This window comes from Streptomyces sp. NPDC005393, from assembly GCF_040606675.1.
GTDB lineage: Bacteria > Actinomycetota > Actinomycetes > Streptomycetales > Streptomycetaceae > Streptomyces.
In genome coordinates, this window is sequence record NZ_JBEXFG010000005.1 from 1 (window position 1) to 18,275 (window position 18,275).

The following is an 18,275-nucleotide window of genomic DNA, read 5'->3' on the forward strand; positions in this document are numbered from 1 at the left end:
CCCCGCACGCCGAGGAAACGGAGACGCCGGTGACGACGGTCGCGGACGACAGGACGTATGAGCAGGGCCGGCCCGGGCCGGCCCGGGCCGGCCCGCCCGTAGAATCGAAGCACTGTGTCCGAGAACCCCACCGCCCCCGATTCCCGCGCGGAGCGCACCCTGCCCGGCGCGGAGCGCACCCTGCCCGCACCCCGTGACCGCAGCGAGCCGATGTTCCCCGGCGGCCCCGTCGCCGACCCGGCGGGCTCGCACCACGAGCGCCGGATCCGCTCCTTCCGCCCCCGCCGCGGCCGGGTCACCGTCGGCCAGGGCGAGGCGCTGCGCCGGCTGTGGCCGCAGTGGGGCCTGGACATCGACGGGCTGCGCCGCATCGACCTCGGCGAGCTGTTCGGCACCGCGGCGGGACCGCGCCCGGACCTCCCCGTGGTGCTGGAGATCGGCTTCGGCATGGGGGAGGCCACCGCGCAGATGGCCGCCGCCGACCCCGGCACCGGCATCCTCGCGGCCGATGTCCACACCCCCGGCCAGGGCAATCTGCTCGCGCTCGCGGAGCGGAACGGCCTGACCAACATCCGGGTCGCGAACGGTGACGCGATCATCCTGCTGCGCGAGATGCTGGCGCCCGCCGCCCTCTCCGGGCTGCGCGTCTTCTTCCCCGACCCATGGCCCAAGAAGCGGCACCACAAGCGCCGGCTCCTCCAGCCCGAGTTCGTCGAGCTCGCCGCCACCCGGCTGAGGCCCGGCGCGCCGGTGCACTGCGCGACCGACTGGGAGCCGTACGCGGAGCAGATGCTCGAGGTCCTGACCGCCAGCCCGGCCTTCGAGAACACCCAACCCGACGGCGGCTACACCCCGCGGCCGGACTTCCGCCCGCTCACCAAGTTCGAGAGCCAGGGCCTGGACAAGGGGCATGTCGTTCATGACCTGATCTTCCGTCGCAACGACACATAACGACCCCTGGGTGATGGGCATAACCCTCAGTGCCCCACTCCCCCTTTCGTTAGGGTCGGTTGAGTGCATCAGTCCCCGCCCCCTCAGCAGCCGCCCGAGCCACCGGCCACGCCGCCGTCCGGCACGCCGTACGACGCTTCGTACGAGGCGCCGTACGGCCGGCAGCCGTGGTTCGACGCCGCGTCCGCGCCGGCGGGCTGGCCGACTCCGCCGTCCCAGGACCTGTGGCGCCGGCACGGCCTCCTCAGCCGCCTCTGGGGCAACAAGGCGCTGCGCGCCACCGCGCTCATCAGCCTGCTCTCGCTCTCCGGCCTGATCATCCTGGCCCTGGTGCGCGAGCAGACCGGCACCAAGGGCTTCCTGGTCGGGCTCGGCCTCGCCGTGCTGCCCGTACCGCTGATCATCGCGGCGTTCCGCTGGGTGGACCGCGTCGAGCCGAAACCGTGGCGGAACCTCCTCTTCGCCTTCGCCTGGGGCGCCTGTGCCGCGACGCTGGTCGCGCTGATCGCCAACGGCTTCGCGACCGAGTGGCTCATGACCACCGTCGACTCCTCGTCCCCCTCCGGCCAGGCGGACGCCGACGCCTGGGGGGCCACCTTCGTCGCACCGTTCGTGGAGGAGAGCGCCAAGGCGGCCGCCGTACTCCTGCTGTTTCTCTTCCGGCGGCGCGACTTCAACGGGATCGTCGACGGTGTCGTCATCGCCGGAATCACCGCCACCGGTTTCGCCTTCACCGAGAACATCCTCTATCTCGGCTCGGCCTTCGTCAGCGACCAGACCTTCGGCTACTCCGGCATCCGGTCCACCACCGCCGCGACCTTCTTCATCCGCGCGGTGATGTCCCCCTTCGCGCACCCCCTCTTCACCTCCATGACCGGCGTCGGCTTCGGCATAGCGGCCGCGGCCGCACGCCACCAGCGCGTCCGCCGCGTCCTCATACCCATCGCGGCGCTGCTGACCGCGATGGTCCTGCACGGCGTCTGGAACGGCTCGGCGACCCTCGGCGGGTACGGCTTCCTCGCCGTCTACGCCCTGTTCATGGTCCCGCTCTTCGGGCTGCTGACCTGGCTGACGATCTGGTCCCGCAAGAACGAGCTGCGCACCGTACGGAGCCAGCTCTCCGTCTACCAGGCCACCGGCTGGCTCACCCCGCCCGAGCCCATCGCCCTGTCGTCCATGCGCGCCCGCGGTATCGCCCGCGATCTCGCGCGCCGCACCCAGGGCGCCGCGGCGGCCCGTACGGTCGGCGAGTACACGGCCTTCGCGACCTCGCTCGCCTTCCTGCGGCGGCGCGCGCACCGCGGCACGGCGGGGCCGGGCTTCGCCACCCGCGAGAAGGAGCTGCTGGACCGCATGTGGGAGCGGAGGGAAGTGGCACAACCGGCGCTCGCCCACGCGGCCCTCTCCGTCCCGATCCCGCGGCCCCGCCCCGTCCCCAGGCCAGTCCCGGGCACGGTGCCCCCGCCGTTCTGGCAGACGGGGCCGACGACGTACGGCGGGTACGGGTACGGGTACGGGGCGCAGCCGCAGCACGGTGCACCGCCGCCGTACGCGGGACCTCCGCCATACGCGGGACCTCCGCCATACGCGGGACCTCCGCCATACGCGGGACCTCCGCCATACGCGGGACCTCCGCCATACGGGGGACCTCCGCCATACGGAGCTCCTCCGGTATACGGGGCACCGCCCTCGTACGCACCTCCGGGCCCCCACCCGTCATACGCCCCCACTGAGCATCAGACCTCGCCCGTGCCGTACGGGCCCGCGGGGCCGCCCCAAAGTCATCTGTAACCTTCCGCGCCTTTTAGACGTGTTCCTTAGTAGAAGCGGGGAGCACGGGGGCGCGGGGGATACATGTCAGCACCATCAACATCATCGGCACCATCCGATTTCGACCAGTACTGCACGGCCACGGCGAAGCGGCTCGTAGCCGCGGTCCATGCCGCGACCGACGATCTCGCCGAAGCCGAAGCCGAGGACGCGGTGCGGGAGGCGTATGCCCAGGCGTGGCAGCGCTGGGACCGCCTGACCGCCGACGGCGATCCGACCCCGTGGGTCCGCACCGTCGCCCCGCGCCTCGCCGTCAGCTCCTGGCGCCGTGCCCGTAACCGCGTGCGGGCCCACTTCCGGCACGGACCGCCCGCCGACCTCCCCGATCTCGCCCCTGACCGAGTGGCGCCGGCCCATGCCCCGCGCGGGCTGAAACCGGCGCAGCGTACGGCCGTGGTCCCGCACCGCCCCGTCGGCGTCCCGCATGTCGGTCTCCCTCTGGCGCCTCGATCCCTCCGCCGCCGCTTCACCGGCCCCGTACGAGCAGAACCCCGAGGAGGCGAAGCGGCGTTGCTGACCCGCTCCTCCCCCGACGGCTCCCACGACTCCTACAACTCCCGCAAGAGGTCCTCTGTGCGCTCCGTACGTTCCCTCCGCATCCTCGCGGCGCCCTCCCTGGCCGTGGCCCTGCTCGCCGGCTGCCAGTCGGCATCGGACACCGCCTCGGTGGACGGCAAACCCGCCCGGATCACCATCACCCCAGACAGCGACGCGGCCGCGATAGCCCCCGACGCCACGGTCAAGGTGGCCGCCGCCCATGGCGCCCTCACCACGGTCCGCATCACCCCCGACGGCGCCGGCAGCCACGCCGTCACCGTGACCGGCTCGCTCTCCAAGACCAAGAGCAGCTGGCGCTCCAACCGCCCGATGACCCCGGGCACGACCTACACCGTCGAGGCCACGGCCACCAACGCCGCGGGCCGCACCGCCACCCAGCACTCCACCTTCCGCACCCGCGCCGGCCAGCAGTTCAACGGCGTCACCGTCACCCCCTCCAACAAGGCGGTCGTCGGCGTCGGCCAGCCGGTCTCCCTGGCCTTCGACCACCCGGTCACCGACAAAGCAGCGGTAGAGCGCCAACTCTCCCTCTCCACCGCCCCCAGGACCGAAGGCTCCTGGGGCTGGGTCAAGGACCCCCTCACCGGCACCGAGCGCGTCGACTGGCGCCCCAAGACCTACTGGCACAAGGGCACCAAGGTCACCCTCCGCGCCCGCCTCAGCGGGGTGAACACCGGCGACTCCCGCTACCTGCGCCGCGATGTCTCCACCGCCTTCACCATCGGCACGGCCCGCGTCTCCAAGGTCGACCTCAACCAGCACACGATGACGGTCTACGAGGACGGCCAGAAGAAGAACACCATCCCCATCTCCGCCGGCCAGCCCTCCTACCCCACCTGGAACGGCACCATGGTCGTCCTCGACAAGGCCCCCACGGTCCATATGACCAGCGAATCCGTCGGCATAGCCGACCCCTACAGCAAGGACGTCCCCTGGGCCGTCCACCTCACCACCTCCGGCACCTACGCCCACGCCGCCCCCTGGAACGAGGGCCGCGGCTACTTCGGCCACGTCAACATGAGCCACGGCTGCGTCGGCATGGCCCTGGCAGACGGCAAATGGTTCTACAGCCGCGCCACCCGAGGCGACGTCGTAGAGGTCACCGGCTCCACCCGCGCCACGGTCTCCCAAGGCAACGGCTTCGGCGACTGGAACCTCTCGTACGGGGCCTGGCAGAAGCTCAGCGCCCTGCGCTGAGCCTTCCTGCACTGCGGGCACCCGCCCCGGTAGGGGTGTGTGCCCGCGTGTGCGTCAGACGAAGGATCATTACTGCTCGTCGACCATCCCGCAGGCCACGGCCATGGGAGAGCCCGCCCATCCGTCCACTGTCTTCCAGAGGGAAGCTATGCCTCGCTCTTCGAGGTAGGGGGCATATGCCTTGATGTCCTCGGTGAAGAGTCCCAGAAGGTGCGGTTTGGCCTGCCTCTGCCGCTCATACAGTAGCTGTACTCGGAGAGCTGCCCCAGGACTTCGCGCACTGCCGTAGTGGGGTTGCCACGCTTGACGGTCTTTGCTTCCACCAGCCACTCCACGCCAGCTTGTCGCAGCACGAGGTCCTTGGGATGCATCTTCTCGGTGATCGGGACGAAGCCGCGCTTTTCCATGTACTCACCGAACCTGCGGACAAGCACTTCATGGGCACGGGACTTTGTGATCGTGCGCTGGAGGATGTGCGCCACGTAGTCGCTGCCGTCCTTCGGCCGGAAGCCATCCAAGCCGGTGTGCTCGAGACGGCTTTCCTTCACCCGCTTGGTTGTCGGAACGCCCTTGGAGGTCGCCTCATCCTTGAGCGTTCTCTCCACCTCAGCCGCCCGTTGAAGAACCTCGGCCATGTGCCACAGGTCTTCGCGCAAGCTGTTCTCCGTCGGCATGGCGGTCGTGCTGTACGTCCGCGCCGCTACGCTGCCCGCTTCGTAGGACAATGCCCGCAATACATCGCACTTGAAGTCAGGGCGGTCCTCCCAGCCTTCCACCAGGTCCTTGGGGAGCCCTCCCAGCAGAGCCTGGGCCCTAGCGCGCAGGTAAGTACGGCGCTTCTTCCCCTCGCCCAACTTCTTCTTGAGCGACGCCACCCCCTGCTGAAGCGTCAGCGTCACCGTGCTGAGGTCAGCCGCGAAGATGTAAGCCAGGTAAAGGCCCTGCTTGGGGTCGCGGGTGATGTCGGGATCGTAGACGCCGATCCACGGGGTCCGGCTCGCATCGCCGCTGCCCCCGTTGCCCTTGGCCTCAAAACCTCCTGGCAGGAGGCGTGCCCACTCCTCCCGTGCTGCACGGAGGCGATCCTGGGCATGGACCCCCGACGACGTCCCCTGCTTCTCGTCATAGGTCAGAGCGACATCGAGGACCGCCCAAGGACTGTCCGAAGCCACTGATAGAACATCACGTGGACGGGTGACACGAGGAGCCGCTGCCATGGCCAATGCCTTCCTAGATCCTGTAAGCCCTGTACCGGGGCTGTACGAACGGCTGATCACCGCCCGCATCGAGGATCAGCTCAAGGCTCTGGACGCCAGCGGATGGAAGGCCATCGAGCAGAGGGTCGGTGAGCACTCCTCCCCGTATGTCCTCGCGCGCCACATCGCCGAGACCGTTCGGCAGGTCTTCGTCGCCTTGGCGCCCGCAGAGCAAGTGATCGCGGCGAACCACATCCTCGAGTCGATAAGCACCCTGGACGGGGCGAAGCAGTGGGTTGACCTCGTCGCACACGGTCCTCGCCAGTTGATTGCCCTCGCCGAACAGGAGGCGCCGGGCGTCTACGGCATCCGACCCGCCACCCCCCTCTCCGAGACAGCGCTCATCACCAACGCACCCGCAGATCCCAATCTTGGCTTCGAGCTACGGGCCGAGTTGGCCACTGCAGACCGTGTCGACCTGCTCTGCGCGTTTGTGAAGTGGCACGGTCTACGCGTTCTTGAGGAGTCTCTCAAGGCAGCTCGCGAGCGTGGGGTGCCGATCCGCGTCATCACGACCACCTACATCGGCGCCACCGAGCGGCGGGCACTGGACCGGCTCGTCAAGGAGTTCAACGCCGAGGTCAAGGTCAACTACGAGGTACGGTCGACTCGACTCCATGCGAAGGCATGGTTGTTCCGGCGCAACAGCGGCTACGACACCGCCTACGTGGGGAGCTCCAACCTCTCCAAGATGGCGCTTCTCGATGGCTTGGAGTGGAATGTCCGCCTGTCCTCCGTGGCCACGCCGCCGGTGTTGCGGAAGTTTGAGGCCACATTCGACTCCTATTGGAGTGAGCCGGGCTTTGAGACCTACGACCCGTACAACGACGCCGGCCGACTAGACGAGGCTCTGACCCTCGCCAGCGGTAAGCAACGGGCCGATACCCACGCCATCAGCCTGTCGGGCCTCGAGGTACGGCCGTACGCTCATCAGCAGGACATGCTCGAGAGACTGCGCATTGAGCGTGAAATCCACGGACGACGCCGGAACTTGCTCGTCGCAGCGACCGGCACTGGCAAGACGGTCATGGCGGCCCTCGACTACAAGGCGCTGAAGAGCACCCACCGTGGACGCCCTCTCAGCCTCCTCTTCGTGGCCCACCGCCAAGAGATCCTTAAGCAATCCTTGCGCACCTACCAGGACGTCCTCGTCGATGCGAACTTCGGCGAACTGCTGGTCGGTGGTGATGTCCCGAACGACTGGACTCATGTGTTCGCTAGCGTCCAATCGCTCAACTCTCGATCCCTAGAGAGGCTCGCTGCTGACCACTTCGACGTTGTCGTCATCGACGAGTTTCACCACGGCGTCGCCCCGACCTATCGCCGCATCATCGACCACTTTGAGCCGATCGAGCTTCTTGGCCTGACGGCCACACCAGAGAGGATGGATGGTCGGAACGTCCAAGATGAGTTCTTCGACGGTCACATCGCCGCCGAAATGCGACTGTGGGAGGCGCTGGAGAACGATCTCCTCAGCCCCTTCCACTACTTCGGCATCGCCGACAACACGGATCTAGAAGGGCTCACCTGGAAGCAGGGCTCCTATGTCACAAGCGAGCTCAACGAGCTCTACACCGGAAACCATGCCCGAGCGCGTCTCATCGTCAAGGCCGTACAAGAGAAGGTGACCGACCCTGGTGCGATGCGAGCGCTGGGCTTCTGTGTCACCGTCACACACGCCCACTTCATGGCCGACTTCTTCCGCCAGGCCGGGGTCAACGCAAACGCACTCGATGGATCTACCCCTGCCGCCGAGCGCGCCCAGGCGCTGAGAGACCTCCGCGACGGCAAGGTACAGATCCTCTTCTCTGTCGATCTGTTCAACGAGGGGCTAGACGTCCCAGACGTGGATACCCTCCTCCTGCTCCGCCCCACGTCCAGCGCCACGGTGTTCCTGCAACAGCTTGGCCGTGGCCTGCGACGCACACCGAACAAGGCAGTCCTCACGGTCCTCGACTTCATCGGCCAGCATCGCAAGGAGTTCCGCTTTGAAGAGCAGTTCCGTGCACTGACGAACTTCACCCGAAACCGGTTGACCGAGCATATCGAACGTGACTTTCCGCAGCTTCCCTCTGGCTGCCAGATCATCCTGGATCGCAAATCGAAAGAACGCATCCTGGACAACATCAAGAGCCAGGTCAATGTCAATGTGAAGCAATTGACGCAAGAGGTCGCAGCCTATGGTGAACCACGACTTAGCGAATACCTCCGGGAGAGCCGTCGTGAGCTGAAGGAGCTCTACCGCGCCAATAACTCTTGGACCCGCCTCCTTAGGCGCGCCACCCTTCTCGCCGGGGACGCCCCCGCCGGCGAGGAACAACTCCTCAAGCGCGTCTCAGCCTTCCTCCACGTCGACGACCCCCAACGCGTAGACGCGTACCGGCGCATACTGGCCGATGACGCCCCCGGCTACGACGCGCTCGATGCATCGGGGCAGGCGTATTCGCGGATGCTCTTCTTCTCCCTGTGGCCGCTCGGTGGCGGATTCTCCAGCTACGCACAGGGGTTTGAGACGCTACGCCAGCAGGTCGCTTTCCGAAGCGAACTGCGTCAAGTTCTTGCGTACAATCTGGAACGCACCGACCACTATCCGATTCCGCTCCACCAGAGTGAGATCCCGCTGACCGTCCATGCCTCGTACAGTCGCGAAGAGATCCTGCCCGCCCTCGGCCAGGCAGACATAGCTGGCTTCTTGCCGGGCAATTTTCGTGAAGGCGTCAAGTGGTGCGAGAGGTTCCGGACCGACGCACTTTTGATCACGCTCGAGAAGGACGACAAGGACTTCTCGCCGCAGACCCGCTACAAGGATTATGCGATGAGCCCAGACCACTTTCACTGGGAGTCGCAGAATCAGACATCGAACGCCTCTCCCACCGGCCAGCGCTACCAGCAGCACAAAGGGCGAGGAACCCATGTGCTGCTCTTCGTGCGCCGCTACAAGAAGACAGATATCGGGGGGCCGCAGCCATGGATGTTGCTCGGCCCCGCCGAATACGAATCTCATCAAGGCAGCAAGCCCATGGGCATCGTCTGGCGGCTCCGACACGAGCTGCCCGCCGATGTCTGGACCTACTCGGCCATCGCAGCCGGCTAGCTCAACCGACTGCACCAAGCTCTGACTCGAAATGCGTCTGGGCTCGGTCGAGAATGTCGTCGGGGTCCACGCCTTGCGCCGCGAGCCAGTGCAGGAGGTCCGAGATGAGGCTGGTCGCCGACTCCTCCAGGGCGGAGCGGTGGGTCAGCCGCACGGCCGGGCTGCCCGCCGCAAGGCCGTACGACTCCATCACCATCGTCGCGCGCTGGATGCGGCGGCGGGTCTCGTCAGGGATCAGGGGCAGCTCGCACCAGACCGCTTTGCCGGCCGCCGTGCGGATCGTGCCCCAGGCAGCCGAGAGGCCGGCGAGGAGCTGAAGGCCACGGCCGTGCTCTTCGTTGCAGGTTGGCTGGAGTTCCTGGGGCTCCTCGTGACTCTTGTCGTGCAGTTCGACTCGAAGCTGATCCGGGCCAGCGTCGAGGACGAGGGTGGCCGCGGTGCCCTGGCCGACGTGTTTGATCACGTTCGACGCCAGCTCCGTGGTGATCAGCTGCGCCTCGTCCACAAGGGCTGACATCCCCCATGCGTCGAGCTCTGCTCTAACAGCTCGGCGGAGGCCGACCAGTTGGAATGGCTCGGCAGCGAAGGGCACCACGAAGCGGCGGGGTTGGGGTTCGGCGACTGAGTAGCGGTGCATGGCCACACTCCCTTTGGGCGCTACGCCAGCGCTGCGCCCAGTCGTGTCCATACGACTGCGCTGCGTAGTCTTCCTGTTGCGAGTATGGCATTGAAACTCTCAATCTGTAACTCTCTCTCCAGAACCAACCTCACCCAGCTCTCCGGTCAACTACCTTTGAGCTCGATCGACTTGCCCCGTTCTGCGGCAGGGAACCGCCAATACCCAGGTGAAACGGAGAGCTGGCAGCTATGTCCGCTGGACCGACAACACGACGACGGCAGCTGGGCGCCAGCCTGCGGAGGCTGCGCGAGCAGAAGGGCTTGTCTCTAGAAGAGGCCGGTGCTCTGGTTGGTCTCTCCAAGGCCACGGTCAGCCGCTACGAAACCAAGGACGGCTCGGTCAAGTGGCCCCTCGTCGATGCCTTGTGCAGGGAGTATGGGGTAGACGACGAAGAGCGCGCCGCCCTTGTCGATCTCGCGAAGAACGCCAAGGTGCAAGGCTGGTGGCAGTCCTACACCGAGGCGATCCCCAGTCGAATGAATCTTCTGCTCACCCTGGAGAATGAGTCAGTTCGCGAAGACCACTACGCACTGGCCTTCATCCCCGGCCTGCTCCAGACGCGTCGATACGCCGAGACTCTCCACCGCAGTGACCCGCAGCCACAGCCAGAGGACAAGCTTAAGCGCAGCATCGAGGTACGGATGAAGCGGCAAGACATCCTCACCCGCCCCAACCCGCTGCACCTCTCGGTGGTACTCGACGAGTCAGCCATCCGCCGGAAGATCGGCAGCCCGGAGATTCGCCGGGAACAGTTGGAGCACCTCATGGACTGCGCCGATCTGCCCACCATCGATCTGCGCATCCTCCCGATTGACAGCGGCCCCCTCGCGTCTGCGATGGGTAACTTCCTCATCCTCGTCGGTACGGATCCCTCCCTCGACGTCGTCTACTTGGAGAACCTGACGGTCTCCCTCTATCTGGAGAAAGCCGACGAGGTGGAGGAGTATCGAAAGGCGTTCACCTACCTCAGCAGTCAGGCTCTCGCTCCAGGCGCGTCAATCAAGCTGATCGACAACGTACGCAAGGAACTGTGATGGCCACGAACGGCAACCCATCCATAGCCGAGCTCGCATCCGCCTCGTGGTTCACGTCCACCTACAGCGGTGGTCAGGGACTCGAGTGCGTCGAAATCGCCTTTCTCTCCTCTCTAACCACCGCCGTGCGGGATTCGAAGGATCCGGGCGGGCCCGTGCTCGGGTTCTCGCAGGGTGCGTGGCGGGACTTCGTCGTGGCCGTGCGGCGGGAACAGATGGGCTGACCCCGCTCGCGGCGCGCTGTTGGGGAGTCGGGGCCGTTGGGGGTGCCTCGTGCGTAGGGTCGGGTGGAGGAGACCCTTGGAGTGGAGGTACGGACATGGCTGGAGTTCCGGCGGGCGTGGTGGCCGCGGGTGGGTTGGTTGGTGGGTATGGGGTGGCTCGGTGGACCAAGAAGCGGCCCTTGGGTGGGGTCGCCTTGGCGGCGGCTGGGGCAGTGGCCGCGCGGGGGTGGCGGGAGAAGGCGGGGAATGGGACCGCGGCCGGGTTGAGTGCGCTGTATGTGGCCGCCTTCGCCGGGTCGCATCCGCTCGCGAGGAAGATCGGGGCCTGGCCGTCCGTCTTCGCCGTCGCCGGCGGGGTCGCCCTCGCATCGTGGGCTCTCGCCGATCGGCGGGAAAGCTAGGGCTGTCCCGGTGCCGTACGGGTGTGGCCTGCGGAGCCGGTGGGTCTGAGGCGGTGACGCGCCGACGCCAGGTGCGTCGCCGTCTGAAGCCCACCGCGAGGCCATCGGCGAGGGGCTGATCAAGGGCGGGCGCGGGTGATGGCCCGCCGATCGGCGAGCGGCGGTACGTAGCGCCGCCGCGGGTGGGCTTGGCCCCGGCCCCGCCGGGGCCGGGGCCGGCGGAGCGCCCGCCGGCGGCGGGAGCGTCAGTCCGAGGCTGAGGTCAGGAGGTCCAGTTCCGGCTGGGTGAGCTTGAGGTCGGGGGCCGCCAGGAGGGCGGGGAGTTGGGAGACCGAGCGGGCGCTGGCGATGGGGGCGGCCACCGTGGGCTGGGCCAGGAGCCAGGCGAGGGCGACCGTGGCGGGTTCGGCGCCGTGGTTGGCGGCGACGTCGTCGAGGGCGGCGAGGACCTTTTGGCCGCGCTCGGATTCGAGGTGCTGGGCGGCGCCCGTCGAGCGGGGGCTGTCGACCGTGGTGCCCGGGCGGTATTTGCCGGTGAGGAAGCCGGACGCGAGGGAGTAGTACGGGAGCGTCGCCAGGCCGTGACGGGTGACGACGTCGGCCGTCTCGCCCTCGAAGGTGTCGCGCGAGACCAGGTTGTAGTGGGGCTGGAGGGCGACGTAGCGGGCGAGGTTTTCCTTGGTGGAGAAGTCCAGGAGGGATTCGAGGCGCTCGGCGCTGATGTTGGAGGCGGCGATCTCGCGCACCTTGCCCTCCCGGACCAGCTCGTCCAGGGTGGTGGCGATCTCCTCCACCGGCACCGACGGATCGTCGTAGTGGGTGTAGTAGAGGTCGATGTAGTCGGTGCGGAGCCGCTGCAGGGATTCCTCGACGCCCGACCTGATGGCGGAGGAGATCAGACCGCGGCGCTCCGGGGAGCCGCCGCCCACCTTGGTGGCGAGGACGATATCGGCGCGGTTGCCGCGGGAGGCGAACCAGTTGCCCAGGATGGTCTCGGACTCGCCGCCCTGATTGCCGGGGGCCCACGCCGAGTAGACGTCGGCGGTGTCGATGAAGTTGCCGCCCGCCGCCGCGTAGGCGTCGAGCACCTTGAAGGACTCGGCTTCGTCGGCCGTCCAGCCGAAGACATTGCCGCCGAGGGAGAGCGGGAAGACGGGCAGATCACCGATCTTCTGCTTGTTGTCAGCCATGCATGGTGTCAACGTCCGCGCCAACGATGTTGTTCCGGAACCGGCGCCGATACGGAACCGGCGGCCCTGGCGTCAAGGGGGGAGAGAGCGCCAGGGCCGCCGGAGTATCAGGGGTTCTGCCCGTGGTCGCGCAGCCAGGGCATCGGGTCGATCGGCGAGCCGCCGCCGGGCCGGACCTCGAGGTGGAGGTGCGGGCCGGTCACATTGCCGGTGGCGCCGACGCGGCCGATGACCTCGCCCGTCGTCACCTTGCCCGAGGTGACGACCATGGACGACAGGTGGCAGAACCAGAGCTCGGTGCCGTCGTCGAGGGTGAGCACGATGCGGTAGCCGTACGAACCGGCCCAGCCCGCCTGCGTGATGGTGCCACCGTGCACCGCCTTGACCGGGGTGCCGGTCGGGGCGGCGAAGTCCTGGCCGGTGTGGTCGGCGGACCACAGGTCGCCGGCCTGGCCGAAGCCGGCGGTCAGGGTGTACGAGGCGACGGGGAGGGTGTAGGCGGCGGCGACTTTGGCACGGCGCTCGGCCTCGGCCTTCTTCGCGGCGACCTCCTTCGCCTTCTGCTCGGCGGCCTTCTTCGCCGCGGCGGCCTCGGCCTTGCGCTGCGCCGCGGCGTCGGCGGCCTTGTTGGCGGCGGCCTTGGCCGCGGCGACGCGCTGGTCCTCGTCGGCGGCGTTCTGCTGGTTCTCGGCCTGCTGCAGGATGCGGGCGCGCAGCGCCTCGCCGGCGTCGGTGGTGCCGCTCTTCTCGTCCTCGGCGGTCAGTCCGACCTGGGAGAGGGGGGCTGTGCCGGGCGTCGAGGAGCCGTCGTCGTCCGAGACCCATGAGCCGATGCCGGGCAGATCCTTGGCGGCCGGGAGCCGGTCCTGGACCTGGTCGGCGACGTGCGCGAGATCCGGCATGGAGATGGGTGCCGCCGGACGGTCCTTGGCGCTCGCCATACCGCCGGCGCCGACCGCCGCGATGACGCCGACTCCGAGGACGGCGCTGCTGCGCGCCATGGTCCCGCCCCGCTGCTTGCCGACGCGGTGTCGGCCGCGCAGGGGAGCGATGGAGTCCTCGGTGGGGTTCCACTCCTCCCAGGGCTCGGTGTCGAACCCGGGATCCGAGCCGTCGGACGCGCCCCCATCGGCGTTCCGGCCGGCGATCCCCTCGGCGACGAAGCGGCCGTCCCCAGCGCCCATCCCGGCGCCGGCGTCAAAGCCGGGGCCGTAGGCGGTGGCGGTCCCGAGACCGCCTCCGGAGGAGCGGTACGGAGCCTCGTTTAGGGCAGACCTGTTGGACGCCACTGGGGCGCACTCCTTTCCTTCCCACTCGCCTACCGGGTTAGCTGACGGGTTCGGAGCAGGAAGGTCTCCTACGGGTCAGGTTCGACCCGATTCACCCCAAGGTGGTGGTTCCCCGGTTCCCTTGGTGCTGCTGTGGTGCTGTGCCGCTGCTGGTGCTGGTGCTGCTGGTGCTGCTGGTGCTGCTGGTGCTGCTGGTGCTGCTGGTGCTGCCGCAGTGCGTATGGGATTCGGCGACGGCGCACGGTGCCGCCCTGGCGACGGTTGTGACGACCGCGCTGCGTTATCGAACGTTAATAGCTGGCGCCATGTGATTCCAAGCTCTTATGAAGAATCCGCGCAGCTTTGGCGTGAACTTAGGAACCAAGAGGGGGCATATAGGGGCGAGTCGACACCCCGGGAAAGGGTTGGCAAAAACCTTGATCCGCTGATCGTGCATCAATTGTTATGCGGAGCGATCCCAGTCGACTACGGACGGTGGTCGCCCTCGTGCGCCCGCCCGTTCCCGTTCCCGTTCCCGTTCCCGTTCGTCCGCTTCGTCCGCCCCGGCGCGCGGCGGACCGCCAGCAGCGCCATGTCGTCCGAGGTCCCGCCGCCCGTATGCCGCTCGACATCGGCCACCAGCACGTCCAGCAGCTCCCCCGGCCCCGAGAAGGTATGGCCGCGCAGCCGCTCCTTCGGGTCGTAGAACTTGCCCTGCCGGTCGCGGGCCTCCGTCACCCCGTCCGTGAACAGCAGCAGCGTCTCGCCCTCCGCGAACCGCAGCTCCGTCACCCGGTCGGGCCAGCCGCCCAGTTCCCCCATCCCCAGCGGCAGCGCGGACGCCTCCGGCTCCAGAGCGCGCACCTTGCCGTCCCCCCGCAGCAGCAGTGGCGCCGGATGGCCGCGGGTGATCACGCGCAGGGTCGACTCGCCGCGCGGGATCTCCGCCAGTACGGCCGTCGTGAACCCCTCGGAGACCTCCAGATCGGCCCGGCGTGCGCCCTCGCGCTGCAACGCCCGCTCCAGCCGGCCCGCCAGCCCCTCCAACGTCGCCTCCTGCTCCGCCGCCTCCCGGAAGGCGCCGATGAGGATCGCGACGATCTCCACGGCCTGCAGCCCCTTGCCGCGTACGTCCCCGACGACCAGCCGGATGCCGTGCGGGGTGTCCTGGACCGCGTACAGGTCACCGCCGATCGCGGCGAACTTCTCCGCCGCCACATAGCGCGCCGCGATATCCAGACCGGCGAGGCGGGCGGGCGGCACGGGCAGTACGGCGCGCTGGGCCGCCTCCGCGACCCCGCGCGCCGAGGCGAGCCGCCGGTCGCTGCGGCGTACGACGCGGTTGATGACGAACGCCAGCAGGGTGACGGTCGCCACCGTGATGATCTCGGTCGCCGCCTGGGTCGGGTCGGGTACGCCGTGCAGCTCGGCCAGCAGACACGCGGCGGCGACGGCGAGGACCCCCGTGACGGCGGTCGGCCGCAGCGGGGAGAGCGCGGCGGCGACCAGCGGGGCGGCGGCGAAGAAGGGGGAAGCTGTGTAGCCGGGCGGGGCGGCCAGGTCGAAGAGGATCCCGCCCAGGAGGAGCAGGCCGGGAATCAGCTGGGCCAGCCGATGGCCTGACGGGCCCTTGGGCGCCTCCTCCGCCGCGCCGGGCCCGGCGGTCCCTCCGCTGGGCGCGCTGGTGTCGACGAGCATATGGAGCCGGGCGCGGGGCCGGCTACGGGTGTCGGCCAGCCGGGCCCAGGCCGTACGCCGCTCCGCACGGGCGCCCGTACGAGCCCTGATCCCTCGCACCCGCACCGGCTTGTCTCGCTTTCCCTGATCCCTGGTCCGCGCACCGAGCGCCCGGCCGTCGCGTCCACCGCCGTCCCCAGGCTTCCGGCTGACGGGCCGCCAGGCGAATCGGTGTCGGCCATGTGGGTGCGTCGGCGCGGGGGCGTCGGCGCGGGGGCGTCGGCGCGGGGGCGTCAGCGCGAGTACGTCAGCGCGAGTACGTCAGCGCGAGTACGTCAGCGCGAGTACGTCAGCGCGAGTACGTCAGCGCGAGTACGTGGGCGCGAGTACGTGGGCGCGAGTACGTCAGCGGGTCGGTGCGTCCAGCGGACGGGCGCGTCCGCGTGGGCGCGTCCGGCACGCGGACGGGATCAGAGGTCGACGCCGAGCGCGCGGGCGTGGCGGTCGGCCGCCAGCTCCGCCGAGACCTCGTCGAGGTAGACCTCGCACACCAGCCGCCCGTCGCGGGTCAGATTGTGCTCCAGCTCCCACAGCACGATCTCGTCACCGCCGGCGAGCAGGAAGGCGTGCTCGTAGAAGCGGCACCAGGTCGCGTCGGGGCCGCCGGAGCGGCGGCGCGGCTTGGGCGCGAGGGCGATGTCATGGGCGAACGCGGTCGCCAGCAGCCGCTCGGTGTCCTCGCCCGGCCGGTCGGGGTTCTCCGCGCGGCGCAATACGCGGCGGGCGTGGTCGGCCGAGTTGTCGGCCACGTACGCGCGCGGGGACTCCAGGGGCTCGGCGGCGTGCAGCAGCTGCTCGGGCAGCCACAGCGGTAATCCGTCGAGCTCCTCCCAGCGGGCGCCGCCGAGGCGGTCGTGGACGCGGCGCTCGGCCAGCGCCAGGGCGTCCTCGTCCGCGTAGAGCTCGTACAGCGGGCTGCCGTCCTCGCCGGTGTTGTGCTCCAGCTCCCACAGCAGCAGGCTGCTGCCGTCGGGGAGCAGGAAGACATGCCGGTAGGTGCTGTAGCCGAGCCGGCCGCACCGCTCATTGCACTGACGGCAGGACCGCAGCTCGGACTGGTGCATCAGCGCGCTCCGCGCCTGGGTCAGTACCGCCTCGCCGATCTCGAAGCCGTTCTGCGCACGGGCGAGAAGCCCGCCCATCAGCTCGGCCGGGGTCCCGCCCGCTCGTGAGTGCCCCATGTCTCTCCTCCCGCCTCCCGGCCTGGATTCGCCGCGCCCCCCGGGCGACTGCTTCGCACACATAGCGTAGCGGCGTGAACACGGGCCGCGCCGCCATTCGGCGAAGCTGTCGGTGTGACTGTGCCTCACTCACTCCTGCGCCGGAGAGGCTGGATGTATCACTCGTCCGGCCGGTCGAACAAACCGGGGGGCGGGGCAAGGCGCCCCCACCGGCCACCGTGCGGCCGCCTCCCCGCCACCGCCGTGCCGTCGCGCGACCGCCTCCCCTCCACCGCCAGGCCACCGCAGGGCCACCCGCGCGGCCATCGCCGACCCCTGTGCCCCCTCCGGCAGTCCCGCCCGGCAGCCGTCTCCGCCCATTCACATAAGAGGGCAACAGGCGTCCGTTACTCCAAATGCCTCTTCCCTTGGGTCTCGTTCGCGGGATTCCCGGGCAACACACTCGCCAAGAACCGCACTATGCCGGACGGGTGAAGCTGACTGGTAGCCCGAAGCCTTAACTGATGAGCTTCGTTGTGTCATGCGTCCGTGAATTCGCGGAACAACCCAGACGGAGGAATTAAGTGAACATCGGCAAGAAGGCAATTCTCCTGACCGCAGCTGCCGGCGCTCTGGTCATCGGCGGCGCGGGCGGCGCCCTCGCCCACAACGGCGACAACGGCTTCATCGCGCAGCTCAACCACTGCGACACGGCCACCGGCCCCATCACCCAGCTCGGCGGAACCGCTCCCACGGGCGACATCAACGTCGGCGCCGACTGCATCAACTTCACCAACAGCAGCGGCAGCGTGTTCCAGTCCAACGACTGCGACACGGCCACCGGCGCCGTCACCCAGCTCGGCATGGCCGCCCCGACCGGCGACATCAACGCCGGCGCCAAGTGCACCAACATCGCCGTCGACGACGACGACAACAACGGCAACCACCGTCGCTGAGTCGCTGACCATCTCACGGTGTTCCCGCCGGTAGCGGGAACACCGTGAGGCATCCCCCCGTTGGGAATCGCGGCCCTGGAAGCCTCCCTTCCAGGGCCGTTGCCACGGAAAAGGCTTTCAGTGGCGGTGATACCGCGCCGTACGGAAAGCCCACTTGGAGGCTCTTTATGCACATGCGCAAGAGGACGGCGCTTCTCGTAGCGGCCGTGGGCGCGCTGCTCATCGGCGGCGCGGGCGGAGCCGACGCTGCCGACCCCAGCCCCGGCGGCATGGCCGGCGCCAACGGCGGGACCCAGAGCAATCGCTGCACCACCAGTTCCGTCGTCGGGACCATTACGGTGACGGCCGCGCCGGGTGACATCACCAATGAGACCAACTGCGTCAACAGCAGCGAGTCGGGTGTGACGGAGCAGAAGAACCGCTGCCGTACCCACTCCGTCGTCGGTCCGGTCACCGTCGCGCTCGCGCCAGGATCCGAAATCACCAACCGCACCAACTGCGTCAACATCAGCAAGTCGGGTGGTGTGACGAAGCAGAGCAACAACTGCCGCACGACCTCCGTGCTCGGCCCGATCACCATCGGTCCCGGCGCCGAGGTCAACAACGAGACCAACTGCGTCAACGTGTCCGGCTCCGACCCCGCGAACGGAAAGCAGGGGAAGAGCGCGGACGGCGCGAAGAGCGGAACGAGCGGCGATCAGGGAAGCCGCCAGCAGCCCTGAACCGCCGAGAGCTTCAGG

16 protein-coding genes and 1 riboswitch are annotated in these 18,275 nt (G+C 68.6%); of the genes, 10 read left to right on the forward strand and 6 right to left on the reverse strand.

The window, feature by feature from the left end; translation table 11 throughout:
- Nucleotides 1-210 precede the first annotated feature (210 nt).
- From trmB to ABZS71_RS07240, 3 genes are all read left to right on the forward strand, one after another.
- Nucleotides 211-951, forward strand: coding sequence for a tRNA (guanosine(46)-N7)-methyltransferase TrmB (gene trmB / locus ABZS71_RS07230; protein WP_356208377.1), 741 nt, complete (start codon nt 211-213; stop codon nt 949-951).
- Between the two features lie 222 nt (nt 952-1,173).
- The gene (locus ABZS71_RS07235; protein ID WP_356208378.1) at nt 1,174-2,742 is read left to right on the forward strand and encodes a PrsW family intramembrane metalloprotease; all 1,569 of its coding nucleotides are present in this window, start codon (nt 1,174-1,176) and stop codon (nt 2,740-2,742) included.
- Between the two features lie 63 nt (nt 2,743-2,805).
- Nucleotides 2,806-4,536 (forward strand): Ig-like domain-containing protein, encoded by a 1,731-nt coding sequence (locus ABZS71_RS07240; RefSeq protein ID WP_356208166.1) that lies wholly within the window; start codon nt 2,806-2,808, stop codon nt 4,534-4,536.
- 146 nt (nt 4,537-4,682) lie between these two features.
- Here ABZS71_RS07240 and ABZS71_RS07245 read toward each other — a convergent pair whose 3' ends face one another.
- Nucleotides 4,683-5,708, reverse strand: a complete 1,026-nt coding sequence (locus ABZS71_RS07245) for a DUF3578 domain-containing protein (RefSeq protein WP_356208167.1) — start codon at nt 5,706-5,708, stop codon at nt 4,683-4,685.
- 43 nt (nt 5,709-5,751) lie between these two features.
- Here ABZS71_RS07245 and ABZS71_RS07250 point away from each other — a divergent pair, with 43 nt between their 5' ends.
- Nucleotides 5,752-8,886, forward strand: coding sequence for a DUF3427 domain-containing protein (locus tag ABZS71_RS07250; RefSeq protein ID WP_356208169.1), 3,135 nt, complete (start codon nt 5,752-5,754; stop codon nt 8,884-8,886).
- A 1-nt stretch (nt 8,887) separates the two neighbouring features.
- On the opposite strand, the gene ABZS71_RS07255 is transcribed toward ABZS71_RS07250, so the two are convergent.
- A complete protein-coding gene (locus ABZS71_RS07255) occupies nt 8,888-9,523 on the reverse strand; it encodes an ATP-binding protein (RefSeq protein WP_356208171.1) in 636 nt (211 codons plus the stop codon).
- A 230-nt stretch (nt 9,524-9,753) separates the two neighbouring features.
- Between ABZS71_RS07255 and ABZS71_RS07260 the strand changes: the two genes are divergently transcribed.
- The 3 genes from ABZS71_RS07260 to ABZS71_RS07270 all read left to right on the forward strand — a co-directional run bounded on the left by ABZS71_RS07260 (nt 9,754) and on the right by ABZS71_RS07270 (nt 11,224).
- Nucleotides 9,754-10,599: a helix-turn-helix transcriptional regulator gene (locus tag ABZS71_RS07260; RefSeq protein WP_356208172.1), complete on the forward strand. Its 846-nt coding sequence runs from the start codon at nt 9,754-9,756 to the stop codon at nt 10,597-10,599.
- Nucleotides 10,599-10,823 carry a DUF397 domain-containing protein gene (locus ABZS71_RS07265; protein ID WP_356208174.1) on the forward strand — a complete coding sequence of 75 codons (225 nt, stop codon included), beginning with the start codon at nt 10,599-10,601 and terminating at the stop codon, nt 10,821-10,823. The genes ABZS71_RS07260 and ABZS71_RS07265 overlap by 1 nt, the downstream gene beginning before the upstream one ends.
- 95 nt (nt 10,824-10,918) lie before the next feature.
- A complete protein-coding gene (locus ABZS71_RS07270) occupies nt 10,919-11,224 on the forward strand; it encodes a hypothetical protein (RefSeq protein ID WP_356208176.1) in 306 nt (101 codons plus the stop codon).
- 245 nt (nt 11,225-11,469) lie between these two features.
- Here ABZS71_RS07270 and ABZS71_RS07275 read toward each other — a convergent pair whose 3' ends face one another.
- Both ABZS71_RS07275 and ABZS71_RS07280 read right to left on the reverse strand, forming a co-directional pair.
- Nucleotides 11,470-12,414, reverse strand: coding sequence for an aldo/keto reductase (locus ABZS71_RS07275; RefSeq protein ID WP_356208177.1), 945 nt, complete (start codon nt 12,412-12,414; stop codon nt 11,470-11,472).
- A 107-nt stretch (nt 12,415-12,521) separates the two neighbouring features.
- Complete coding sequence (locus ABZS71_RS07280) at nt 12,522-13,703, reverse strand: M23 family metallopeptidase (RefSeq protein WP_356208178.1); 1,182 nt, start codon at nt 13,701-13,703, stop codon at nt 12,522-12,524.
- Nucleotides 13,704-13,714: 11 nt separating this feature from the next.
- Nucleotides 13,715-13,851, reverse strand: a riboswitch (cyclic di-AMP (ydaO/yuaA leader).
- Here ABZS71_RS07280 and ABZS71_RS07285 point away from each other — a divergent pair.
- Nucleotides 13,844-14,014, forward strand: a complete 171-nt coding sequence (locus ABZS71_RS07285) for a hypothetical protein (protein ID WP_356208180.1) — start codon at nt 13,844-13,846, stop codon at nt 14,012-14,014. (Overlaps the previous riboswitch by 8 nt.)
- Before the next feature lie 154 nt (nt 14,015-14,168).
- Here the strand turns inward: ABZS71_RS07285 and ABZS71_RS07290 are convergent, their stop codons facing one another.
- A complete protein-coding gene (locus tag ABZS71_RS07290; RefSeq protein WP_356208181.1) occupies nt 14,169-15,485 on the reverse strand; it encodes a PP2C family protein-serine/threonine phosphatase in 1,317 nt (438 codons plus the stop codon).
- A gap of 344 nt (nt 15,486-15,829) precedes the next feature.
- Nucleotides 15,830-16,600 carry a DUF6227 family protein gene (locus tag ABZS71_RS07295; protein WP_356208183.1) on the reverse strand — a complete coding sequence of 257 codons (771 nt, stop codon included), beginning with the start codon at nt 16,598-16,600 and terminating at the stop codon, nt 15,830-15,832.
- A 563-nt stretch (nt 16,601-17,163) separates the two neighbouring features.
- Between ABZS71_RS07295 and ABZS71_RS07300 the strand changes: the two genes are divergently transcribed.
- Together ABZS71_RS07300 and ABZS71_RS07305 are read left to right on the forward strand one after the other, a co-directional pair.
- Nucleotides 17,164-17,535, forward strand: a complete 372-nt coding sequence (locus ABZS71_RS07300) for a hypothetical protein (protein ID WP_356208185.1) — start codon at nt 17,164-17,166, stop codon at nt 17,533-17,535.
- A gap of 167 nt (nt 17,536-17,702) precedes the next feature.
- On the forward strand, nt 17,703-18,257 hold the full coding sequence (locus tag ABZS71_RS07305; RefSeq protein WP_356208186.1) for a hypothetical protein: 555 nt from the start codon (nt 17,703-17,705) through the stop codon (nt 18,255-18,257).
- The last annotated feature ends 18 nt before the right edge of the window (nt 18,258-18,275 follow it).